This window comes from Intestinimonas timonensis, assembly GCF_900626145.1.
In the GTDB taxonomy this organism is placed as follows: Bacteria; Bacillota; Clostridia; order Oscillospirales; family Oscillospiraceae; genus Intestinimonas; species Intestinimonas aquisgranensis.
Window position 1 is genome coordinate 772,213 of the sequence record NZ_LR130817.1, and the last position, 20,714, is coordinate 792,926.

The 20,714-nt window shown below is 61.9% G+C and carries 20 protein-coding genes; 11 read left to right on the forward strand and 9 right to left on the reverse strand.

Features of this window, described 5'->3' with window-relative positions; genetic code table 11:
- The first annotated feature begins 23 nt into the window (after window positions 1-23).
- Genes argB through argF form a run of 3 tightly spaced genes read left to right on the forward strand, consistent with a single transcriptional unit; the run spans window position 24 to window position 3,027 of the window.
- Complete coding sequence (argB, locus tag E0E29_RS10430; RefSeq protein ID WP_130849803.1) at window positions 24-881, forward strand: acetylglutamate kinase; 858 nt, start codon at window positions 24-26, stop codon at window positions 879-881.
- 9 nt (window positions 882-890) lie between these two features.
- A complete protein-coding gene (locus E0E29_RS10435) occupies window positions 891-2,066 on the forward strand; it encodes an aminotransferase class III-fold pyridoxal phosphate-dependent enzyme (protein WP_130849804.1) in 1,176 nt (391 codons plus the stop codon).
- Window positions 2,067-2,106: 40 nt separating this feature from the next.
- Entirely contained in the window at window positions 2,107-3,027 is a 921-nt protein-coding gene (gene argF, locus E0E29_RS10440; RefSeq protein ID WP_130849805.1) for an ornithine carbamoyltransferase, read from the forward strand.
- 85 nt (window positions 3,028-3,112) lie between these two features.
- On the opposite strand, the gene E0E29_RS10445 is transcribed toward argF, so the two are convergent.
- From E0E29_RS10445 to E0E29_RS10470, 6 genes are all read right to left on the reverse strand, one after another.
- A complete protein-coding gene (locus E0E29_RS10445; protein ID WP_130848459.1) occupies window positions 3,113-3,970 on the reverse strand; it encodes an IS3 family transposase in 858 nt (285 codons plus the stop codon).
- Window positions 3,967-4,281: an imidazolonepropionase gene (locus tag E0E29_RS10450; RefSeq protein ID WP_130848458.1), complete on the reverse strand. Its 315-nt coding sequence runs from the start codon at window positions 4,279-4,281 to the stop codon at window positions 3,967-3,969. Before E0E29_RS10450 ends, E0E29_RS10445 begins: the two co-directional genes overlap by 4 nt.
- 167 nt (window positions 4,282-4,448) lie before the next feature.
- Complete coding sequence (locus E0E29_RS10455) at window positions 4,449-4,697, reverse strand: IreB family regulatory phosphoprotein (protein WP_130849806.1); 249 nt, start codon at window positions 4,695-4,697, stop codon at window positions 4,449-4,451.
- Window positions 4,698-5,086: 389 nt separating this feature from the next.
- Entirely contained in the window at window positions 5,087-7,777 is a 2,691-nt protein-coding gene (gene pheT, locus E0E29_RS10460; RefSeq protein ID WP_130849807.1) for a phenylalanine--tRNA ligase subunit beta, read from the reverse strand.
- A 46-nt stretch (window positions 7,778-7,823) separates the two neighbouring features.
- Complete coding sequence (gene pheS / locus E0E29_RS10465; protein ID WP_130849808.1) at window positions 7,824-8,849, reverse strand: phenylalanine--tRNA ligase subunit alpha; 1,026 nt, start codon at window positions 8,847-8,849, stop codon at window positions 7,824-7,826.
- Between the two features lie 27 nt (window positions 8,850-8,876).
- Window positions 8,877-9,236, reverse strand: a complete 360-nt coding sequence (locus E0E29_RS10470) for an inorganic pyrophosphatase (protein WP_130849809.1) — start codon at window positions 9,234-9,236, stop codon at window positions 8,877-8,879.
- A 363-nt stretch (window positions 9,237-9,599) separates the two neighbouring features.
- Between E0E29_RS10470 and E0E29_RS10475 the strand changes: the two genes are divergently transcribed.
- The 8 genes from E0E29_RS10475 (at window position 9,600) to E0E29_RS10510 (ending at window position 17,792) form a co-directional block, all read left to right on the forward strand.
- Window positions 9,600-10,988 carry an MATE family efflux transporter gene (locus tag E0E29_RS10475; protein WP_242622457.1) on the forward strand — a complete coding sequence of 463 codons (1,389 nt, stop codon included), beginning with the start codon at window positions 9,600-9,602 and terminating at the stop codon, window positions 10,986-10,988.
- A gap of 13 nt (window positions 10,989-11,001) precedes the next feature.
- The gene (locus E0E29_RS10480) at window positions 11,002-12,537 is read left to right on the forward strand and encodes an NAD(P)H-hydrate dehydratase (RefSeq protein WP_130849810.1); all 1,536 of its coding nucleotides are present in this window, start codon (window positions 11,002-11,004) and stop codon (window positions 12,535-12,537) included.
- 30 nt (window positions 12,538-12,567) lie between these two features.
- Window positions 12,568-13,182, forward strand: a complete 615-nt coding sequence (locus tag E0E29_RS10485) for a hypothetical protein (protein WP_242622458.1) — start codon at window positions 12,568-12,570, stop codon at window positions 13,180-13,182.
- 33 nt (window positions 13,183-13,215) lie between these two features.
- Window positions 13,216-14,331 carry an alanine racemase gene (gene alr / locus E0E29_RS10490; protein WP_130849811.1) on the forward strand — a complete coding sequence of 372 codons (1,116 nt, stop codon included), beginning with the start codon at window positions 13,216-13,218 and terminating at the stop codon, window positions 14,329-14,331.
- Between the two features lie 195 nt (window positions 14,332-14,526).
- Window positions 14,527-14,892 (forward strand): type II toxin-antitoxin system PemK/MazF family toxin, encoded by a 366-nt coding sequence (locus E0E29_RS10495; protein ID WP_130849812.1) that lies wholly within the window; start codon window positions 14,527-14,529, stop codon window positions 14,890-14,892.
- 59 nt (window positions 14,893-14,951) lie between these two features.
- Complete coding sequence (locus E0E29_RS10500; RefSeq protein ID WP_130849813.1) at window positions 14,952-15,485, forward strand: hypothetical protein; 534 nt, start codon at window positions 14,952-14,954, stop codon at window positions 15,483-15,485.
- A gap of 17 nt (window positions 15,486-15,502) precedes the next feature.
- The gene (locus E0E29_RS10505; protein ID WP_130849814.1) at window positions 15,503-15,778 is read left to right on the forward strand and encodes a metal-sensing transcriptional repressor; all 276 of its coding nucleotides are present in this window, start codon (window positions 15,503-15,505) and stop codon (window positions 15,776-15,778) included.
- 145 nt (window positions 15,779-15,923) lie between these two features.
- On the forward strand, window positions 15,924-17,792 hold the full coding sequence (locus E0E29_RS10510) for a heavy metal translocating P-type ATPase (protein WP_130849815.1): 1,869 nt from the start codon (window positions 15,924-15,926) through the stop codon (window positions 17,790-17,792).
- A gap of 64 nt (window positions 17,793-17,856) precedes the next feature.
- On the opposite strand, the gene dinB is transcribed toward E0E29_RS10510, so the two are convergent.
- The 3 genes from dinB to E0E29_RS10525 all read right to left on the reverse strand — a co-directional run bounded on the left by dinB (window position 17,857) and on the right by E0E29_RS10525 (window position 20,703).
- Window positions 17,857-19,113 (reverse strand): DNA polymerase IV, encoded by a 1,257-nt coding sequence (dinB, locus tag E0E29_RS10515; RefSeq protein ID WP_130849816.1) that lies wholly within the window; start codon window positions 19,111-19,113, stop codon window positions 17,857-17,859.
- A 76-nt stretch (window positions 19,114-19,189) separates the two neighbouring features.
- On the reverse strand, window positions 19,190-20,389 hold the full coding sequence (locus E0E29_RS10520; protein WP_130849817.1) for a DUF2812 domain-containing protein: 1,200 nt from the start codon (window positions 20,387-20,389) through the stop codon (window positions 19,190-19,192).
- Window positions 20,386-20,703 carry a PadR family transcriptional regulator gene (locus tag E0E29_RS10525; RefSeq protein WP_130849818.1) on the reverse strand — a complete coding sequence of 106 codons (318 nt, stop codon included), beginning with the start codon at window positions 20,701-20,703 and terminating at the stop codon, window positions 20,386-20,388. Before E0E29_RS10525 ends, E0E29_RS10520 begins: the two co-directional genes overlap by 4 nt.
- Window positions 20,704-20,714 lie beyond the last annotated feature (11 nt).

Consider the following 20,714-nt stretch of genomic DNA (forward strand, 5'->3'; position numbering starts at 1 on the left):
CACATCCCATGGAGGTAACTGAAATGTCCGATTTCCCCGTGGCCCAGCGGGCTCAGGTCCTGGCCGAGGCCCTTCCCTATATCCAAAAATATTATGGCAAGACCATTGTGGTCAAATATGGCGGCAATGCCATGATCTCCGAAGAGCTCCGCCAGGCCGTCATCAGCGATATCATCCTTCTCCACCTGGTAGGCATCCAGGTGGTGGTGGTCCACGGCGGCGGCCCGGAGATCTCCGCCATGCTCAAGAAGATCGGCAAGGAGTCCAAGTTCGTGGACGGCCTGCGCTACACCGACGCCGAGACCATGGAGGTGGTCCAGCAGGTGCTGTGCGGCAAGGTGAACAAGGATCTGGTGGCCACCCTCAACGCTGTGGGCGGCCGGGCCCTGGGCCTGTGCGGCATGGACGCCGGTCTCTTCCAGGCCAAAAAGCTGGATGAGAAGTACGGCCTGGTGGGGGAGATGGTCCAGGTGGACCCCGCCATCGTCAATGACGCCCTTTCCGACGGCTACATCCCCGTGGTGTCCACTGTGGCCCAGGGGGTGGACGGTGAGACGGCCTATAATATCAACGCTGATACCGCCGCTGCCAAACTGGCGGTGGCTCTGGGAGCGGAGAAGCTCATCCTCCTCACCGATGTCCGGGGCCTCCTGCGGGACCCCAAGGACGAGTCCACACTCCTGCCGGTGGTGGAGCTCTCCAAGGTGCCCGGCCTCATCAAGGACGGGGTCATCCAGGGGGGTATGATCCCCAAGGTGGACTGCTGCGTGGAGGCGGTGCGCTCCGGCGTGAAGAACGCCGTCATCCTGGACGGCCGCATCCCCCACTCTATCCTCATCGAGCTGCTGTCCAACGAGGGCATCGGCACCATGCTGCTGTGAGGTGATACCATGGATTTTCAGACCATAAAGGCCCGGGACGACCAGTATGTGGTGCACACCTACAACCGCTTCCCGGTTGACATTGACCACGGCAAGAACGCCACCCTCTGGAGCGCCGAGGGAAAGGAGTACATTGACTTTACCTCCGGCATCGGCGTCAATTCTGTGGGCGTGGCCAACCCCAAGTGGGTGGATGCCGTAGCCGTCCAGGCGGCCAAGCTGGGCCACATGTCCAACCTGTTCTACACCCAGCCCTGCGGGGCTTTGGCCGAGCGGCTGTGCCGCCGGGCGGGGATGTCGGCGGCCTTTTTCGCCAACTCCGGCGCCGAGTCCAACGAGGGCCTCATCAAGCTGGCCCGGAAATACTCCTTTGACAAGTACGGGAAGGGGAGGGGGACCATCCTCACTCTGACCAACTCCTTCCACGGCCGGACGGTGACCACTCTGGCCGCCACCGGACAGGACGTGTTCCACAATTATTTCTTCCCCTTCACCGACGGTTTCCGCTCCGCCGAGCCCACTATGGACGGCATCGCCCAGGTGGCCGGCCACGACGTCTGTGCCGTCATGCTGGAGCTCATCCAGGGGGAGAGCGGCGTGTGGCCTCTGGAGCAGTCCTTCATCCACGACCTGGCCGTCCTCTGTGCTGAGCGGGACTGGCTGCTGCTGGTGGATGAGGTCCAGACCGGCATCGGCCGCACCGGCACCCTGTTCTGCTACCAGCAGTACGGCATCCTGCCCGACGCCGTCTCCTTTGCCAAGGGTATCGCCGGTGGCCTGCCCTTCGGTGGCTTCTTGGTGGGGGAGAAGTGCCGGAACGTGCTGGGTCTCGGTACCCATGCCACCACCTTCGGCGGCAACCCCATCTGCGCCGCCGCCGCTCTGACCACCCTGGACATCCTCAGCGAAGAGATGATGGGGGAGATCGCCGATAAGGGCAAATATCTCCGCAGCGCCATCGAGGCCATGGACCTGCCCTGCCTGGGCAAAACCAGGGGTCTGGGCCTGATGATCGGTGTGGAGGTCAAGCCCGGCCAGACCAACCGGGACGTGGCCATGAAGCTCATGGACAACGGCCTGCTGGTGCTGACGGCCGGGCCCGCCCTGCGGCTGCTGCCGCCGCTGACCATCACCAAGGACGAGATGGACAAGGGCCTTGCCATCATGAAACAGACCCTTTCTTAACACAGGAAAAACGAGAGAAGTAAGGATGAGGTGATCGACGATGAAAAAAGACCTGCTCAAGCTGCTGGATCTGACCCGGGAGGACATTACCAAGATCCTGGACGTGGCCGACCAGATGAAATACAACCAGAAGCACGGCCTGCCCCACGACTGCCTGAAGGGCAAGACTCTGGCCATGATTTTTGAGAAAAACTCCACCCGGACCCGCGTATCCTTCGAGGTTGGGACCTACCAGATGGGAGGGCACGCTCTCTTCCTCTCCGGCAAGGAGAGCCAGATCGGCCGGGGAGAGCCCATCGCCGACACCGCCCGGGTGCTCAGCCGCTACTGTGACGGCATCATGATCCGCACCTATGGACAGGACGAGGTGGAGGAGCTGGCCAAGTACGCCACCATCCCCGTCATCAACGGTCTTACCGACTTCGCTCACCCCTGCCAGGTACTGGCCGACCTGATGACTGTCCGGGAGAAGATGACCCGGCTGGAGGGTCTGAAGCTGTGCTTCATCGGCGACGGCAACAACATGGCAAACTCTCTCATCGTGGGCGGCCTGAAGTGCGGCATGGACGTGTCCGTTGCCTGCCCCGAGGGCTACGACCCCGATCCCAAGGTGCTGGCCTTTGCCAAGACCGTCACCGACGCCAAATTCACCCTCTGCCGGGACCCCAAGGAGGCCGTTGCCGGGGCCGATGTGGTCATTACCGACGTGTGGGCTTCCATGGGCCAGGAGGAAGAGGCACAGAAGCGCCGTCTGGCCTTTGAGGGGATCTATCAGGTCAACGCTGAGCTCATGAAGCTGGCCAATCCCGGCGCCATGGTGCAGCACTGCCTGCCCGCCCACCGGGGGGAGGAGATCACCGCCGAGGTCTTTGAGGCCCACGCCGATGAGATCTTTGAGGAGGCCGAGAACCGGCTCCACGCCCAGAAGGCCGTGATGAGCCTGCTCATGGGCAACAACTGACACAGAAAAAGCGCCCCGTTCCGGTGAACTGCCCCAGATTGTGCGGACAGTACAAAAAAGAGCCCTTAGTAGGAAAGATTAAGTTTTAAGCGGAGAGGCGTCGCGCCAGCGGCGCCTCTCCAGTTTTTAACTGGATGCGCTCATGGTTATAGAAGTAAATATAGCGGTCAATCATCTCATTGGCTTCGGAAAAGGTCGCCGGTTTGTGGCGGTAAATACATTCTGTTTTGAGGATAGAGAAGAAATTTTCCGCCATGGCGTTGTCGTACGGGTTTCCTTTCCTTGACATGGATGGTGTGATTCCGTATGCTTGAGTCAGATTGAAGTATGCTGCAGAGGTGTACTGAAATCCTTGGTCGCTGTGGAGCTGCAACTCCGCAGCGACCCTCTTTTTCTCCTGTTTCATTGCCAGATGAACGGTATCCAGAACCAAATTCACTGTCTGCTGGGTTCCAGTCTTGTAGGCGATGATGCTGTTGTCATAGAGGTCCCGGATTATGGAAAGGTACAGCACACCCTGCCTGGTGTGGATGTAGGAGATGTCTGTTACCCATTTGCTGTTAGGTTTGTCCGCATGGAACTCCCTGTTCAGCAGATTCCTGTATTTGTGTGCCTGCCGCCCCATCTGCTGCCATTTCCTGCGGCGGCGGATCTCCGAGAGCAGATCATATTTCTTCATGATTCGCAGCACAGTTTTGGGATTGCAGAAGATATTCCGGCTTTTCAGCCACAGCCACATCCGCCGGTAGCCGTAGGTGCGGAAGCTGCGTTCCCGCTGCTGTGCGATGAGCCCCGCAAGAGCCGCATCCTTTTCTGGCTTGCCTAGGCGATGGACAAAAGCATAGTAGCCGCTTCTGGACACTCCAAAGAATTTGCACATGACTGCCACTGGATACTCTGTCCTGTGACGATAGATGATATGATACTTTACCTTTGCTCTCACTTCCTTTCTGTGAAGCGCAGAAAATCCCGCAGTAGTTTATTTTCCATGCGAAGCCGTTGGATCTCACAGGCCTGCTCTGCCACAACGTCTCCTGGCGCAGCATCTTTTCTCGGCCGTCCTTTCGGTCGTGGGCGGATTCCGGCTTCCAGTTTTCGTTCTTTACGGCGCTCACGCTCAAGTAGTCTTTTTACCACCTGCTTATTCCGGAAGCCATAGTATTCTGCGACTTCCCGCTGTGTTTTCCCCTCTGCCAACATGGCCTTGATCTCTGGTAAAAGCATTTGAACGTGTGTGTAATTTCGTTTCTTCATGACAAAACCCCCTGATGTAGTCTATTTTCCTACATCAGGGGGGCTTTTGTCACTGTCCGTTTTTACTGGATCTGTTCACCGGCTCGCCGGAACGGGGCGCTTTTTTACTCATGGATAAACAAAAAGGTGCCTGCGTGAGACCACGCAGGCACCTTTTCATCTGTTTGTCAGCTCGCCAGGTATTTCTTCACCAGCTCCTGGAGCAGCTCGTCCCGGTCCAGCTTGCGGATCAGGGAACGGGCGTTGTTGTAGTTGGTGATATAGGTGGGGTCCTCGGACAGGATGTAACCGACGATCTGGTTGATGGGGTTATACCCCTTCTCCTGGAGGGCGTTGTAGACGGCGGTCAAAATAGCCTTGATCTCTTCGTCCCGGTCCTCATTGAGGTTAAATTTGCGTGTAAAATCGATCTCCATGTCGGAAACACCTCCCGTTTGGTGTAATGGATGGGGATGAGCATACAAAATATAGTATATCTTACTCATCACGGATGCTCTTATTGTACTCGAAATGACTCCGGGTGTAAAGGGGTGGTGGCGAATTTTTATGAAGATTTAAGGGTTTGCCGCCAGCCGTCAGCGCAGGACGGCGCCCAGTTCCTTCTCCAGGGTCTCCAGGATGCTCTTTACGTCGGCGTCAGCCATTCCCGCAAACGCAAAGCGTTTGCAGGGGCACAAGGGCCGATTTAATTTGCGCGGCGGAACTGAATTCCGCCTTGCGCCAAGGTCCCGGCTTTCAGCCGGGACACTTGTACGCACTGACGTGCGCCCCGCTGTGCGGGGACCCGCGAAGAGACCGAGTGACCTCAGCGCAGGATGGCGCCCAGCTCCTTCTCCAGAGTCTCCAGAATGCTCTTTACGTCGGCGTCAGCCTCGTCGGCGGTGAGGGAGCGGTCGTCGGCCCGGAGCACCAGATTAAAGGCCACAGACTTCTTACCCTCGGGGATGCCCTTGCCACGGTAGATGTCGAAGAGGGTGACGTCCTTCAGGAGGCCCTTGGCGCCCTTGCGGATACAGTCCTCCAGCGCGCCCACGGTGATGGCCTCGTCGCACACCACGGCAATGTCACGTGTGACGGCGGGGAACTTGGGCAGGGGGACGTACTCGGGGACAGAACGATCCATGTGCAGCAGCTGATTGAAATCCAGCTCAGCGCAGTAGAATTCGGCGTCCACGCCATAGCTCTTGGCCACCAGCGGGTGGACCTGGCCCAGCACACCGATGCGGGAATCGCCGACGTACACATCGGCCACCCGTCCGGGGTGGTAAGAGGGGTTGGGCACAGAGGGGACCTCAAAGCGGACATTCAGGGCCCGCAGGTCCTTCAGAATGGCCTCCACGGCGCCCTTCAGAGCGAAAAAGTCCATGTCGTCGCCATAGGCGCCCATGGAGAGCACCTTGTTCTCGATGGCCAGGCCATCCTCGCCGCCGTGCAGGTAGATACGGCCCACCTCATAGAGCTTCACGTTCTGGTTGCGGTAGTTGTAGTTGCGGGTCAGGATCTCCAGCATGGAGGGGAGGACGGTAGTGCGCATGATAGAGGTGTCCTCGCCCAGGGGGTTGAGGATCTTGAAGGACTCCCGGCGGGGGTCGTCGGCGGCCCAGCGGATCTTGTCGTAGCAGGTGGGGGAGATGAAAGAGTAGGTGATGATCTCATCGTAGCCCATGGCCCGGCACATGCCGCCCAGCTGCCGCTCCAGCTTCTCCTCCTCAGAGAAGCCGCCCAGAGTGGTCTGGCCCCGCATGAGGGTGACGGGGATGTTGTTGTAGCCGTGGAAACGGGCAACCTCCTCGGCAAGGTCCGCCATGCCGATGACGTCGCCGCGCCAGGAGGGGACGGTGACCTGGTCGCCTTCCACGCCGAAGTCCAGCTTCTTCAGGATGCGGACCATCTCGTCGGCGGCGATGTCGGTGCCCAGCAGGCCGTTGATACGGTCGGGCTCCAGCTTGAGGACACGGGGCTGGGGCACGTAGTTGAGAATGTCGATGGTACCGGGGAGAACCTCGCCGGCGCCCAGCATCTCCACCAGCTCACAGGCTCGATCCACGGCGGGGAGGGTGTTCATGGGGTCCAGGCCCTTCTCGAACTTGGCAGAGGCCTCGGTGCGCATGCCCAGGGCCAGGGCGCCCTTGCGGATGCAGGTGCCGTCGAAGCAGGCGGATTCAAAGACCACATCGGCGGTGTCGTCCACGATCTCGCTGTTCAGACCGCCCATAATGCCGGCCAGGCCCACGGCCCGGTGCTCGTCGGCAATAACCAGATGGTTGGCGTTGAGGATGTGCTCCTTGCCGTCCAGGGTGGTGAGGTGTTCGCCCTCCTCGGCCCGGCGGACGATGATCTTGCCACCCTTTACATAGCGATAGTCAAAGGCGTGCATGGGCTGGCCGTACTCCAGCATGACATAGTTGGTGATGTCCACGATGTTGTTGATGGGGCGTACACCCATGGCGCGCAGCCGTTCCCGCATCCACTTGGGGGAGGGGGAGATCTTCACGTTGCGGACCATGCGGGCGGTATACCGGGGCACCAGGTCGCTGGCGGGGGTCTCCACGTCCAGCAGATCTACCAGGGAGCCCTCGCCCTCGGCCTTCACCACGGGGGTGTGGAGATTCAGGGGGGAGTCATAGGTGGCGGCTACCTCGCGGGCCAGACCGATGACGGAGAGACAGTCGGGGCGGTTGGGAGTGATCTCGAACTCCACCACGGAGTCGTCCAGGCCGATGACAGACTTGATGTCGTCGCCGGGCTTGCACTCCTCGTTGAGGATGAAGATGCCGTCGGGAATGCAGTGAGGGAACTCGGCCTGCTGTGCCCGCAGGTCGGTGAGGGTGCAGATGTGTTCCTTCTTGGTATCCAGCGCCACCAGGTCATCGGTGTGGAGGTTGGGAGAGGTGGTGGAGACAGTGCAGGTCTTGTCCCCGGTGTCCAGAGTCACATTATAGGTGGAGTAGGCGGTGGTGACCACCTCGGTGACCTTGGCGCAGACCACGCTGCCGAAGATCTTGTGGCCAGGCTGAATGTGGTTGGGAATGGAGGGCTTCTCCTTATCCAGGGGCTTGTAGTCGCCCAGAATGGCGGCGGGGTCGATGACAGCATAGGGGAAGTCCCGCTCCTCCAGGCCCAGCTCGGAGAGGCCGCACATCATGCCGTTGGAGACCTCGCCCCGGAGCTTGCCCTTTTCGATCTTCACGCCGCCGGGCAGGGTGGACTTGTGGAGGGCGGCGGGGACCAGGTCGCCCACATGGACGTTCCAGGCGCCGGTGACGATCTGGATGGGCTCGGCCTGGCCAACATCGATCTGGCAGATCCACATGTGGTCGGAATTGGGGTGGCGCTCCATGGAGAGGACACGGCCCACCACCACGTTGGAGATCTCGGCACCCAGGTCGGTGGTGATCTCCACCTTGGAGCCGGAGAGCGTCATGGCCTCGGCGAAGTCACGGTCACCGGCGTCCACGGTGACGAACTCGCGCAGCCATTTACGAGACAGATTCATATTCTAAAACTCCCTTACATCAGGCTATTCATTGTGGAGCGGCAGTTCAGAACTGCTCCAGGAAGCGCACGTCATTTTCGAAAATGAGGCGCAGATCGGCGATCTTGAAGCGGCGCATGGCGGTGCGCTCCAGACCGATGCCAAAGGCCCAGCCGGAATAGACGTTGGTGTCGATGCCGGCCATCTCCAGCACACGGGGGTGGATCATACCGGCGCCCAGCAGCTCGATCCAGCCCTCGCCCTTGCAGGTGGGGCAGCCCACGCCGCCGCACTTGTGGCACTGGACGTCCATCTCGCAGGAGGGCTCGGTGAAGGGGAAGTGGTGGGGGCGGAAGCGGGTCTTGGTGCCCTTGCCATAGAGCTTCTCCACTACGGTGTTGAGGGTGCCCTTCAGGTCGGCCATGGTGACGCCTTTATCGATGACCATGCCCTCCACCTGGTGGAACATGGGGGAGTGGGTGGCATCCACCTCGTCCTTCCGGTACACCCGGCCGGGGGCGATGATGCGGATGGGCAGCTCCATGGTGTCCATGGCACGGACCTGCATGGGGGAGGTCTGGGAGCGGAGCATCACCCGGCTGTCCTCATCAAAGTAGAAGGTATCGCTCCAGTCACGGGAGGGGTGGCCCTCCTCAGCGTTGAGGCGGTCGAAGTTGAGCTCAGCCAGCTCTACCTCGGGGCCGTCCAGCACGGTAAAGCCCATACCGATGAAGATCTCCTTGATCTCATCCAGGGCGATATACATGGGGTGGCGGTGACCGGCCTTAAAGGGCTTGCCGGGGATGGTCACATCCAGGGACTCGGCGGCCAGACGGTCCTCCAGGGCCTTGGCCTCCAGCTCCTTGCCCCGGCGCTCCAGAGCCTCCTCCAGAGCGGCCCGGACCTCGTTGGCCAGCTGGCCCATGGCGGGGCGCTCCTCGGCGGAGAGCTTGCCCATCTGCTTCAAAACGGCGGTGAGCTCACCCTTCTTGCCCAGGTACTGGACACGGAGGGCGTCCAGGGCGGCGGAGTCGTTGGCGGCCTCAAAGGCGGCCAGGGCCGTCGCACGGATCTGTGCTAACTGTTCTTTCATCGGTGCTTTCTTCCTTTCGGATGTTGATTATGGTGTGGAGCCGGGCCTGGGAACGAGCAGGCCCTTCATAGATGGACTGCGATTGTGAAAATCCAGAACCAGCTGGATTTCTTCCCGGGTGCAGCCAAGGAGGAGTTTCACCTCGATGTCGCGCTTTTCCAGGTCCACGGTACAGATGATGGCGTTCAGGGACTGGGCGGGGGCTGAACCCTGCCAGACGTCCACGCCCTCACCGTCTGTGGAGGAGGTCTGCGCCAAGTAGCCGTAATCCAGGGGATAGGTGAGTGCGGGGAAGCGGGGATGAGCGGACCCCCGGGGACGGTCGATGACCAACTGAGAGCGACGGATCAGTTCGTCCAGCGCGGACCAGAAATCCGGATGTTCCATAACTGCCTCCTGATTCAGACGACAAAAAAGCCCTCCGTCCCACACTGGGACGAAAGGCATGCCTTCCGCGGTACCACCCACGCTTCGCGGTCACCCGCGCACTTGAGGCCCCGTAACGGAGGGCGGCCGTCCCTGTCTCCAGGGCCGCTCCGGGGCGAACCAAGCACGGCGTCCGCAGTCTGGCTTTCAGCCGGTGACCAGACCTCTCTTGGCGGCGGTTTCGCACTATTTTCCCCTTCCACGCATTTACAAATGTACTTTATATCACATTGGCGGGAAAATTGCAAGATGAAATTGACTCAATACCTTCCAAGGGCTATAATGGGGGGCAGTTCAGCGCGAAAAAGAAAGGAGGCGGAGGACGTGAAGCAGGACCGCCGGGCACTGCTCCTATACGAGCCTAACCTGTATAAGGCTTTCCTCACCCTGGCGCTGCCCGTGTTCGGGGCCAACTTTATGAAGGCGTTCAATGAGCTGGTGGACACCTTCTTTATCGGCCAGACGGCAAACTCAGTGGCCGCCCAGGCGGGGGTATCCATCTCCTGGCCCCTGATCAATATTTTCGCTGCTTTCCAGGTGGGTTTCGGGGTGGCCGGTGTGGCTGTGGTGAGCCAGCTCTTGGGGGCGGGACGCCGGGAGGAAGCCCGGGAGAACGCCGGGGTTCTGCTGGCGGTGGCCGTCCTCTTCGGCGTAGTGCTCAACGCCCTCCTCTATTTGGTGGCCCCCTGGGTCATGGCCTTTACCGGCGCCACCGGCGACGTCTTCACCTGCAGCGTCTCCTACCTCCGGGTGCGCTCCTTTGAGCTCATCTTCACCTTTATCTTCGCCGCCTTCCAGGCGGTGCGGCAGGCCCAGGGGGACACGGTGACCCCGGTGGTCTTGTCGGTGAGTGCTGTGCTGCTCAACATCGTGCTCACCGGTGCCTTTGTTCAGGGCCTGGGTATGGGGGTCTTTGGCGCAGGCCTGGCCACGGTGCTGGGCAACGTGGCCGTAGCACCGGTGTGCCTCTTCCTTCTCTTTTCCAAGCGGCAGGCCCTCCACCTGGAGTGGGGCCGCATCACCCTCTCGTGGCCCATCCTCTTCCGCCTGACCCGCATCGCCGCCCCGGCGGCCTTCAGCCAGGCCCTGAGCTCCCTGGGTTTTCTGGTGCTTCAGACCGTCATCCTCAGCTATGGCGAGGCGGTGACGGCGGCCTTCAGCATCGGGAACAAGATCTCCAATATTCTCCTCATGCCGGTGCTGGCTCTGGGGTCTGTGCTGGCGGCCTATGTGGGTCAGAACATCGGTGCCGGGAATGGCGACCGGGCCCGGCAGGCCTACCGGGTGAGCCGAAATATCGGTTTTGCCATCGCTGTGGTGGGGAGCCTGATCCTGCTGCCCTTCCGGGTGGAGCTGGTTGGGCTCCTCAGCAATGACGGTGCTACCCGCATCGCCGCCGTGGAGTACATGTTCTGGGTGCTCCTCACCCAGCCCCTCATGTCCCTCTTCCAGAATTATCTTGGGGTATTCAACGGCTCCGGTAAGACCATCTACGCCTTCTGGATGTCCACCGCCCGTCTGTGGCTGGTGCGGCTCCCACTCATCATGTTTTTCAAGCATTTTACCGCCGTGGGCAGCACCGGTGTCTGGTATGCCATGGTATTGAGTAATTTTGTCATCCTGTTCCTTGGAGCCTTCCTGTACCGCAGGGTAGATTTTACCCCCTGCCGGGCAGTAATGGAGGAGGAACAGGCTGCGTTTGAGAATTTGTAGGAGGAATTGATTGATGAAGATCGCCACATCGGAACAGATGCGGGGACTGGACCGATCCGCCATCCGGGAGCGGGGTATTCCCTCTCTGCAGCTCATGGACAGGGCCGCCGCCGCAGTGGTGGAGCGCTGTCTGGAGCGGATGGCGGGGAAGGAGAAAAAAAGGGTGGCCGTTTTCTGCGGCGCCGGTAACAACGGCGGAGACGGTGTAGCCGCCGCCCGGCAGCTGATGGAGGCCGGCGTGGAGGTCCGCTGCTTCCTGGTGGGTCGCCGAGACAAGATGACGCCCGACTGCCGGGAGATGGAAGCCCATTTGGAGGCAGCGGGTGGAAAGTTAGAGGACTTTACAGCTGATCCGGCTTTTGCGTCCTGGTGCCTGGGCTGTGATCTGATGGTGGACGCCCTCTTCGGCATTGGACTCAATACGGAGCTGCGGGGAGACGCCTATACCGCCGTACAGATGATGAACACCTGCTCGGTGCCGGTGGTGGCAGTGGACATCGCCAGCGGAGTAGAGGCCGATACCGGTCGGGTGTTGGGCTGTGCGGTAGAGGCGGTGGAGACCGTTACCTTCACGTTGCCCAAGGTGGGCAATCTTCTGGGGGAGGGAGGCACCTTGGCTGGCCAGCTCACTGTGGCCGACATCGGTATCCCTGACGACCTTGTCCGGAAGCTGGAGAGCAATCTCCATGCTGTCTTTCCCCAGGAGCTTTACCTGCCCAGAAGAGACCGGGATTCCCATAAGGGGAATTATGGTAAAGTATATATCCTTGCGGGCAGCGTGGGGTACAGCGGCGCCCCGATCCTGGCTGCCCGGGCGGCGGTGCGGTGTGGGTCCGGCCAGGTATCCCTGGGAGTGCCGGGTCCGGTGTGGCCCATTGCCGCCCAAAAGCTGGACGAAGCCATGCCGCATCCGCTCCCTGCCTCCAAGGACGGCATGCTCTCTCTGGAGGCCGCTGAGGAGGTGCTGCGACGGTTGGAACCCTGCGGTGTGTGCCTCATCGGTCCCGGCTTGGGCCGGGGCAACAGCGTGGGCTCCGTGGTGCGGCATCTGCTGAAGACGATTCGGCTTCCCGTGGTGCTGGACGCCGACGGCATAAACGCCCTGGCGGGGCATATAGATGGATTGGATGTCCGCCAGGGGGAATGTACGGTGCTCACTCCCCATGACGGCGAGTTTGCCCGGCTGGGTGGGGATCTCTCCTCCGGGGACCGACTCTCGGCGGCCCGGACCTTTGCCGCCGAGCACGGCTGTGTGTTGGTGCTCAAGGGACACCGCACCATCACAGCCTTCCCCGACGGAGAGGCCTATGTGAACACCACCGGCAACCCCGGTATGGCCAAGGGGGGCAGCGGAGATGTGCTCAGCGGTATGATCCTTTCCCTGCTGGGCCAGGGGTTCCCACCCCGGGTAGCGGTACCTATGGCGGTGTGTCTCCACGGCATGGCGGGCGATGTGTGTGCCGGGGAGCTGGGGGAGTACGGCATGACCCCCGGCGACATGATCGACCGGCTCCCGCTGGTGCTCAAGGGCATCATAAGAAACAACTGAGCACCGAAAACCAGGACAGGAGGCGGAGCTGTGCGCAGAGCGGCTTGCGCACTGATGATGACCCTGTGCCTCATGCTCTCCGGATGCGGCGGGCAGGCCACAGATGAAGTAGACCAGCTGACCCTGGACATCCGGGGAGAGTATTTGGCTCTGGATCGGGTGACGGCACAAATGGAGGTGGGCGCAGATTACGGCCGCCGCGTGTATGCCTACACCATGGAGCTGGACTGGCAGCGGGAAGGGGACACCACTGTCGCCGTGACCGCACCGGAGACGGTGGCTGGGATCACCGCCCGGATCTCTGCCGGAGAGACCTTCCTGGAGTACGACGGCGTCAGTTTGGAGACAGGTCCACTGGATGAAAGTGGGCTCTCCCCTGTGGGGGCAGGTATTTTCCTGATGAAGGCTGCCACTGAGGGGTTTATTGCCGAGAGCGGTTTCGATATTCTGGAGGAGCGGGACTGTTTGCGGCTCCTATGCCGGGACCCGGAGGGGGCGCCGGGGGAGGGGACGGAGTGCACCCTCTGGTTTGACAAAGATACTCATGACCTGTTGCGGGGGGAGATCTCCACGGACGGTCAGCGGGTCATCGAATGTACCTTTACCTCGTTTGTCAGAGTGGAGACGACGGGAGAAGACACATAGAGGCCCAAACATAGATAGTGAGGCGTAAAAGTCATGGAAGATGCACAGAAGAGGACCTGGGCAGAGATCGACTTGGGACGGCTGGCGCGGAACTACCACGCCCTCCGGGGACTGACGCCGCCTGGGTGTAAATTCCTAGGTGTTGTGAAGGCCAACGCCTATGGCCATGGCGCTGTGCCGGTGGCCAAAAAGCTGGAGGAGCTGGGGGCGGATTACCTGGCGGTGGCCTGCTTGGACGAGGCTCTGGAGCTGCGGAACGCCGGCATCCAAATTCCCATCCTCATCCTGGGGGTGACGCCGGCGGAATATGCCGGTGTCCTGCTGGAGCATGATATCACCCAGGCGGTAGGGGATCTGGAGCTTGCCCAGGCCCTCTCGGCCGCCGGTGTGGCGGCGGGGCGCAAGGCCAAGGTCCACATCAAGGTGGATACAGGTATGTCCCGGCTGGGCTTTTTGTGGAGTCAGGGGGCAGAGGAGGATATCCGCCGTGTGTACGGCCTGCCCGGCCTGGAGTGTGAGGGAATCTTTACCCATTTCGCCAACGCCGACGGGGATGAGACCTACACCATGGAGCAGTTTACCCGCTTTCTGGACCTGCTGGGCCACCTGGAGCGGGAGGGTGTGACCTTCCCAATTCGCCATTGCGCCGCCAGCGCCGCTGTGTTAAACTATCCCTGTACCCATTTGGATATGGTCCGGCCCGGGATCGCCCTCTATGGCCACTATCCCGCCGCCGGTATGGAGTATACCTGCCCTCTGGAGCCGGTCATGACCCTGAAGACCCGGGTGGCGGCGGTCCGCAGCTTGGCTGACGGTACGCCGGTAAGCTACGGCTGCACCCATGTCCTGAAACGGGACAGCCGCCTGGCCGTGTTGCCCGTGGGCTACGCAGATGGCTTCTTCCGCCTGTTTTCCAACCGGCTGGAGGTGGAGATCAGAGGCCAGAAGGTGCCGTTGGTGGGTCGGGTGTGCATGGACATGTGTATGGCCGACGTCACCGACCTGCGAGAGGTGAAGGCCGGCGACGTGGTGACCCTCTATGGTGACGAGGTGCCGGTGGAGAACGGCGCCGATCTGGTGGGCACCATCCAGTACGAGCTCCTCTGCGACGTGGCGCCCCGGGTGCCCCGGATCTACCTGGAGGGCTGAACGGCCCCATCCCGCCGGGCATATGCTGAAGGGGGAGGTTCCGCCGGGCAGGCGGCGGGAGGGCCCGCCGCGCTTCAATTTTAGAGACCTGGCGTATAATTCCCGCCGCCCCGTGGGAGAATCATAGTGTCGGTGTTACATAGGCTTCGGCCTTGGTGACGCCGGGCACTATCTTCCAGCGGAGTGTGAGCATACGTGGACAACAGCGTAAAACGCGGCGATATTTTTTACGCCGATCTGAGCCCTGTGGTGGGGAGTGAGCAGGGGGGCGTCCGCCCGGTGCTGATCATTCAGAACAACACCGGCAACCGCCACAGCCCCACGGTCATCGCGGCCGCCATCACATCTCAGACGGGGAAGGCCAAGCTCCCCACCCACATCGAGCTGGCCGCCATGAGCTGCGGACTGCCCAAGGATTCTGTGATCCTGCTGGAACAGATCCGGACCCTGGACAAACGGCGGCTCCGGGAACGGATGGGCTGCCTGGATGAGAAGCTGATGCACCGGGTGGACTCCGCCATTGCCGTCAGCTTTGGTCTGCATCCGGAAGAACTGGTATAAGGGACAGCCGGTCGGACGCCGGTCCGGCCGGTCCCTCTTTTTTACTATGGAGGTTACATATGAAAACGCGCCGCAAAACCCTTTTCACCACCGTCCTCTCCGTGGGCGTCCTCACCCTGTTGCTGGGGGCCGCCGCGGGGAGCCAGACCGACCCTCTGGTCACCATGAGCTATCTCAACGACGTCAACACCCCCGCCATTCTCAAGCAGGTGGACGCCAAGCTGGACAGCCGGGAGCAGGCTCTGGTGGACAAGCTGGATGGGGTGGCCGACGCCTATGCCCAGGAGGTGGAGTCTCTCATGGGCACTTCCTCCGGCAGTGGTACCGCTTCTTCTGTTTTCTCCGTGGTGACGGTGAAGGCAGAACAGCAGCTGCTGGGCTCCACCGGCTGTGAGCTGCTGCTGCGAAGCGGTTCCGCCACCTGTGTGGCGGCCTCTGCACCCGGGCTGGTGGACTCCACGGAGGGTTCCACTCTGGCCTCCGGCGGCGCTGTGCAGCCCAACCACCTCTACCTCATCACCGCCGACGGCAGAGGGCTGAAGGCCACCGCCGACGCCACGGTAATGGTCCGGGGCAGCTACACCATTTCCTGAGGCGGGAGGGGAATACAATGAGACAGTGCATGGACGCAGAGAACCTTCACCGCCGGCTCAAAAAGATCATTGGACAGGTACAGGCCATTGACCGCATGGTGGATGAGGATGTTCCCTGTGAGGATGTGCTTTTACAAATCAACGCCGCCAAATCCGCCCTCCACAAGGTAGGGCAGGTGGTGCTGGAGGGACACATCAACCACTGTGTCCGGGACGGAATCGAGCACGGCGATGCCGAGCAGACCATTGCCAGCTTTACCAAGGCTGTGGAGCGGTTCGCCAACATGAAATGACGACTGAGATCCCTGGGCGGAGCCAAGCTCCGTCCGGGGATCTTTTTGTCTTTGGTCCGTAGATCCTCTTGACAACCTATACCCCCATGGGTATAATCATGGGCATAAAGAAACCATAAGGGGTATAGGTATCTGGAGGTGGCGTATGGAACGGTTGGAGCGAATACTGGCCTGGGGCGATGTCCGAAAGGAGATCCTTTTTCTGACCCTGTCCGCAGTAGCGCTGGGGTGCAGTATCGCGGGCATTTCTCCCTTTCCCTTTGACATGGCCTGGGTTGCCATCGTGCTGTGCGGCGTGCCCATCATTTTGGAGGCAGTCATTGGTCTGGTGACGGCCTTTGACATCAAGGCCGATGTGCTGGTGTCTATGGCCCTCATCGCATCCGTGGTCATCGGCGAGGACTTCGCGGCGGGCGAGGTGGCCTTTATCATGCAGCTGGGGGCCCTTCTGGAAGACCTCACCGTGGCGAAGGCCCGCGCGGGTATCGAGAAGCTGGTTCGCCTGACGCCCCGCACTGCCCGCCGGCTGACGGACAGCAGGGAGGAGGTCATCCCCGCCGAGCAGGTGCGGGTGGGAGACCGGCTGCGGGTGCTCCCCGGGGAGACGGTGCCGGTAGATGGCATCATCCGGATGGGACAGACCTCCATTGACCAGTCGGTGATGACGGGGGAGTCCCTGCCGGTGGACAAGGGCGTGGGAGATGAGGTCTCCAGCGGTACCGTCAACCAGTTCGGTGCCTTTGATATGGAGGCCACCAAAGTAGGGGAGGACAGTGCCATCCAGCGGATGATTCGTTTGGTCCAGTCGGCGGACGCCGGAAAGGCCAAAATCGTGGGCCTGGCCGACCGCTGGGCCACCTGGGTGGTGGTTGTGGCTGTTGCGGCTGCAGGTCTCACCTGGCTTGTCACCGGAGAGATCATCCGGGCGGTGACCATCCTGGTGGTCTTCTGTCCCTGCGCTCTGGTGCTGGCCACACCCACCGCCATCATGGCGGCCATTGGCAACGCCACCCGGTATGGCTTTCTGGTCCGGGAGGGGGATGCCCTGGAGCGGCTGGCCGGGGTGTCTGATGTGGCTTTTGACAAGACGGGCACACTGACCTTGGGGACCCCAAAGGTGGTGGAGGTCCGGAGCTGTTCCCCCGACCATGACCGGAACCAGCTGTACGCCTGGGTGGCCAGCGCCGAGCTCCGGTCGGAGCATCCCCTGGGAAAGGCGGTGGTGAACTGCTACCGGGAACTGGGGACTGGTGAGCCTGTCCAGCCGGAGGAGTTTCAGATGCTGCCGGGCCGGGGTGTCCGGGCGGTGGTGGAAGGGAAAGCCCTGATCGCAGGCAACGAGGCCCTCCTGAAACAGAATGGAGTGCCGGTACCGGAGTCGGCCCGGTCGGCGGCGGAACACTGCTTGGCGGAGGGCTGCACCCTTATCTATCTGGCGGTGGACGGGGTGCTGGCGGGCTTCCTGGCTCTGGCAGATACCCTCCGACCGGACGCCGCCGACACCGTCCGGGGTGTGCGGGAGGCTGGGGCGGAGCCGGTGCTTCTCACCGGCGACCACGCCAATGCCGCCCACCATATCGCTCAGACCCTGGGCATCCAGACAGTCCGCTCCGACTGCCTTCCGGAGGACAAGCTGGACTGGATCGACGGGCAGCAGCGGGCAGGCCGGCAGGTGTGCATGGCGGGGGACGGCATCAACGACGCTCCCGCCCTGAAAAAGGCACAGGTGGGCATCGCCATGGGAGGTGTGGGCAGCGACATTGCCGTAGACGCTGCCGACATCGCTTTGGTCAACGACGACATCCACGCCTTGCCCCATCTGCTTTCCCTGTCCCGGCGGATGATGACCACCATCCGCTGCAATCTGACCTTCTCTATGGGCCTCAACTTCCTGGCCATCCTCCTGGCTATGACTGGTGTGCTCAATCCAGTGGTGGGTGCCCTGGTCCACAACGCAGGATCAGTGCTGGTCATCGTCAATTCCGCCCTGCTACTGCGGTGGCGGAAAAAATAAAAATGAAACAGCACGCCCTCCGCGCCGATGATGGCGTGGAGGGCGTACTGCTGTTTGGCGTGTTTCAGTCCCGGCCTGTGCCGCCGGGGGGTGGGATGCTGCCGGCGTGACCGGCGGGATGGTCGATATCCTCCCACATGGTGACGGCGGAGCGGATGGCGGCTTTGCCGAACTTGGTCCGGATGCCGTCCACCGTCCGCTCCAGCTGCTCACGCCGCTCCCGGCGGGGGGTGGCGTCGGCGGCGAAGAGGTCCAACTGCTCTCCGGCCTCCCCTTCGGGAATCAGGTTTTGGCCCGTAATAGTGAGGGCACGGATGGGGGCGCTGCCGCTCCAGGAGGACTGGATGAGCCCCAGAGCCGCCCGACCGATGTCCTGGGCCGTGCAGGAGGGAGTCTCCAGCCGGGTCTGACGGCAGATGTCCTTGAAATTGGGGTCCCGGATGGTGACCTGGACGGTGGTGCACTTCATGGCGTGCTTCCGCAGCCGGGCGGCCACGCTGTCGGAGAGAAGGGCCACGCCGGTGTGGATGTCCTTCCAACCCACCAGGTTCCGGCGGAAGGTGATGCCGTTGCCCACCGACTTGGGGGGCGGTGTCTCACCGGCACGGGTCACCGGGCTGTGCTCCAGACCAGCGGCGTATTCATAGAGCTGCCCGCCCTGCTTGCCCAGCAGCTGCTCCAGACGCTCCCGGCCGAAGGCGGCCAGGTCGCCGATGGTGTGGACGCCGTACTGGTGCAGTACCCGGGCCGACGCCCGGCCCACGAAGAGAAGGTCGGTCACCGGCAAAGGCCACACCTTTTCCGGCACGTCTGCCCGGGTGAGGACGGTGGTTGCGTCCGGTTTTTTCAGGTCGCTGCCCAGCTTGGCAAAAACCTTGTTGAAGGAGACACCCACGCTGATGGTGAGTCCAGTCTCTTCCTTCACGGTGCCCCGGATCTGGTCGGCGATGGCCCTGCCGTCCCCACCGAAGAGGTGCATGGAGCCGGTGATGTCCAGCCAGCTCTCGTCGATGCCGAAGGGCTCCACCAGGTCGGTGTACCGCTCGTAGATGGCGTTGACCCGCCTGGACCACAGCCGGTACTGGTCGTGGTGGGCGGGGAGGAGGATGAGATCGGGGCATTTCCGCCGGGCCTGCCAGATGGTCTCCGCCGTCTTGACCTGGAATTTCTTGGCCGCCTCGTTCTTGGCCAGGATAATGCCGTGGCGGCTCTCCGGGTCGCCGCACACCGCCACCGGTTTGTTCCGCAGCTCCGGCTTGTCCCGCAACTCTACCGAGGCGTAAAAGCCGTTGAGGTCACAGTGCAGGATGGTCCGGTCCATGTCTCCACCCCCTTTTCCTCAGTGTACCACAGGAAATTCAGTTAGTCAAACACCTGTTCGATGAAATCCTTACCCATCACCCATCCCACCGGAGGAGAGCGGCCACCTGATCTAGGTGTTCGGTCAGGTCCCGGCTGCCGGTGTAGTCCAGATGGACCACCCGGTTCCCCAGTCGGACGAAGAGCTGCTGACCGCCGTAATCCACGTTCTCCACCACCACCAACCGGTCAAAGCCGGGGGCGGACAGCTCCTCCACGGCGTAGCGCTCCGGCACATAGCGGAGGTCGTAGAGCTCATAGTCCATCAGATCCTCCAGCAGGGGACCGGCCAGTAAGGGGAGGGTCAGGTCGTACCACTCCATCTTCAGGTAGCGCCGCTCCCTATCCAAGGCGCCGGCCTGCTTCACCTCGTAGATCCGGGCCAGGGGCCGACCGTCGTAGGAGATGAAGTTGTCCCGGTCAGGGCCCACGTAGCCGGGATAGCCAAAGGGCTCCGGGGCGTAGCCATCCCCCTCCAGCTCCGCCAGGGAGAGCACCGGGGCGGGGCGGTCCAGGCCGGAGAGCTCCGTATCCCACTTGGTCACTCCAGCGAAATAAGCGGTGGTGAAGCCGATCTGAATGAGGGCGGCGATGGACAGCAGGAGGGTGTAGCCCTGCCGCACCAGCCCGGTGTGCCGCCAGCGTCGGGGCCGCTGGTGGGGGATGCCAGCCCGGAGCCGCCTCCGCAGGCGGCACAGGCCCCACACCTCCAGCGAAAAATGGAGGACCAGGACCAGCTCTACCAGAATAACCAGATTGGTATAGAGGGAGCCGAACCGTACCAGGCTCAGGACCAGGCCGAAGGAGCTGTCCAGGCGGGCCCACACCATGAAGGCCACCAGAGCCGCCATCATGGCCAGCAGGAGCCACACAAACCGGGTCAGCCTCTTAGTGAGCCGGTCCAGGGTGTAGCTCTGGGCCACCGGGTCGGTGTGGAACTCGGGGGCGTCCGGATCAGCCGTCCGGAACAAGGCTAGATAGCCGATCTTTCCCATGTAAGTCCAGCCCAGATCCGCATACTCGCCGGTCTGGGCGGGGATGGAGGTCCCGCCCTTTTCCGTGGGCTCGGCGTGCCAGCGTACCTTGGCCGGGTCGCCGGGACGGAACTGGGCAAAAAAGGTCCCAAATTTCTGGAAATGGAGCCCTTTGGCCGCCATCTCCTCCAGCCATAATTCAATGCCGTCAAGGTCCAGGAAATCCACCGGGACCAGCCTGCGCACGATGTTCTGCTCCTTCATGGCCGTTCCTCCTCACTCTCGGCGTCGGCCACGCAGGCGCGCAGCCGGGCCACCTCCTCCTGGTACCGCTTTTCACCGATTTCCGTGAGCTGATAGGTCCGCTTCCGTCCCTCAACAGCGATCTCCGTAAGAAAACCCTCCTCCTGGAATTTGCCCAGAATGGTGTAGAGGGTGCCCGGCCCCATGTTCACCCGGCCCTTAGTCTTGCGGGAGACGAAGTCAGCCACCTCCGTGCCGCACAGGGTCTGCTTCCGAAAGGCCATGAGCACATAGAACATGGTTTCGGTAAGGGATTCCAGGGATTTTTTGCCCATGGGCAGCCTCC

What these genes read in the sequence shown, in the direction of transcription:
- argB (WP_130849803.1), top strand. Translation starts at nt 24, where the DNA reads ATGTCCGATTTCCCCGTGGCCCAGCGGGCTCAGGTCCTGGCCGAGGCC.
- E0E29_RS10435 (WP_130849804.1), top strand. Translation starts at nt 891, where the DNA reads ATGGATTTTCAGACCATAAAGGCCCGGGACGACCAGTATGTGGTGCAC.
- argF (WP_130849805.1), top strand. Translation starts at nt 2,107, where the DNA reads ATGAAAAAAGACCTGCTCAAGCTGCTGGATCTGACCCGGGAGGACATT.
- E0E29_RS10450 (WP_130848458.1), bottom strand. Translation starts at nt 4,281, where the DNA reads ATGAAGAAACGAAATTACACACACGTTCAAATGCTTTTACCAGAGATC.
- E0E29_RS10455 (WP_130849806.1), bottom strand. Translation starts at nt 4,697, where the DNA reads ATGGAGATCGATTTTACACGCAAATTTAACCTCAATGAGGACCGGGAC.
- pheT (WP_130849807.1), bottom strand. Translation starts at nt 7,777, where the DNA reads ATGAATCTGTCTCGTAAATGGCTGCGCGAGTTCGTCACCGTGGACGCC.
- pheS (WP_130849808.1), bottom strand. Translation starts at nt 8,849, where the DNA reads ATGAAAGAACAGTTAGCACAGATCCGTGCGACGGCCCTGGCCGCCTTT.
- E0E29_RS10470 (WP_130849809.1), bottom strand. Translation starts at nt 9,236, where the DNA reads ATGGAACATCCGGATTTCTGGTCCGCGCTGGACGAACTGATCCGTCGC.
- E0E29_RS10480 (WP_130849810.1), top strand. Translation starts at nt 11,002, where the DNA reads ATGAAGATCGCCACATCGGAACAGATGCGGGGACTGGACCGATCCGCC.
- alr (WP_130849811.1), top strand. Translation starts at nt 13,216, where the DNA reads ATGGAAGATGCACAGAAGAGGACCTGGGCAGAGATCGACTTGGGACGG.
- E0E29_RS10500 (WP_130849813.1), top strand. Translation starts at nt 14,952, where the DNA reads ATGAAAACGCGCCGCAAAACCCTTTTCACCACCGTCCTCTCCGTGGGC.
- E0E29_RS10505 (WP_130849814.1), top strand. Translation starts at nt 15,503, where the DNA reads ATGAGACAGTGCATGGACGCAGAGAACCTTCACCGCCGGCTCAAAAAG.
- E0E29_RS10510 (WP_130849815.1), top strand. Translation starts at nt 15,924, where the DNA reads ATGGAACGGTTGGAGCGAATACTGGCCTGGGGCGATGTCCGAAAGGAG.
- dinB (WP_130849816.1), bottom strand. Translation starts at nt 19,113, where the DNA reads ATGGACCGGACCATCCTGCACTGTGACCTCAACGGCTTTTACGCCTCG.
- E0E29_RS10520 (WP_130849817.1), bottom strand. Translation starts at nt 20,389, where the DNA reads ATGAAGGAGCAGAACATCGTGCGCAGGCTGGTCCCGGTGGATTTCCTG.
- E0E29_RS10525 (WP_130849818.1), bottom strand. Translation starts at nt 20,703, where the DNA reads ATGGGCAAAAAATCCCTGGAATCCCTTACCGAAACCATGTTCTATGTG.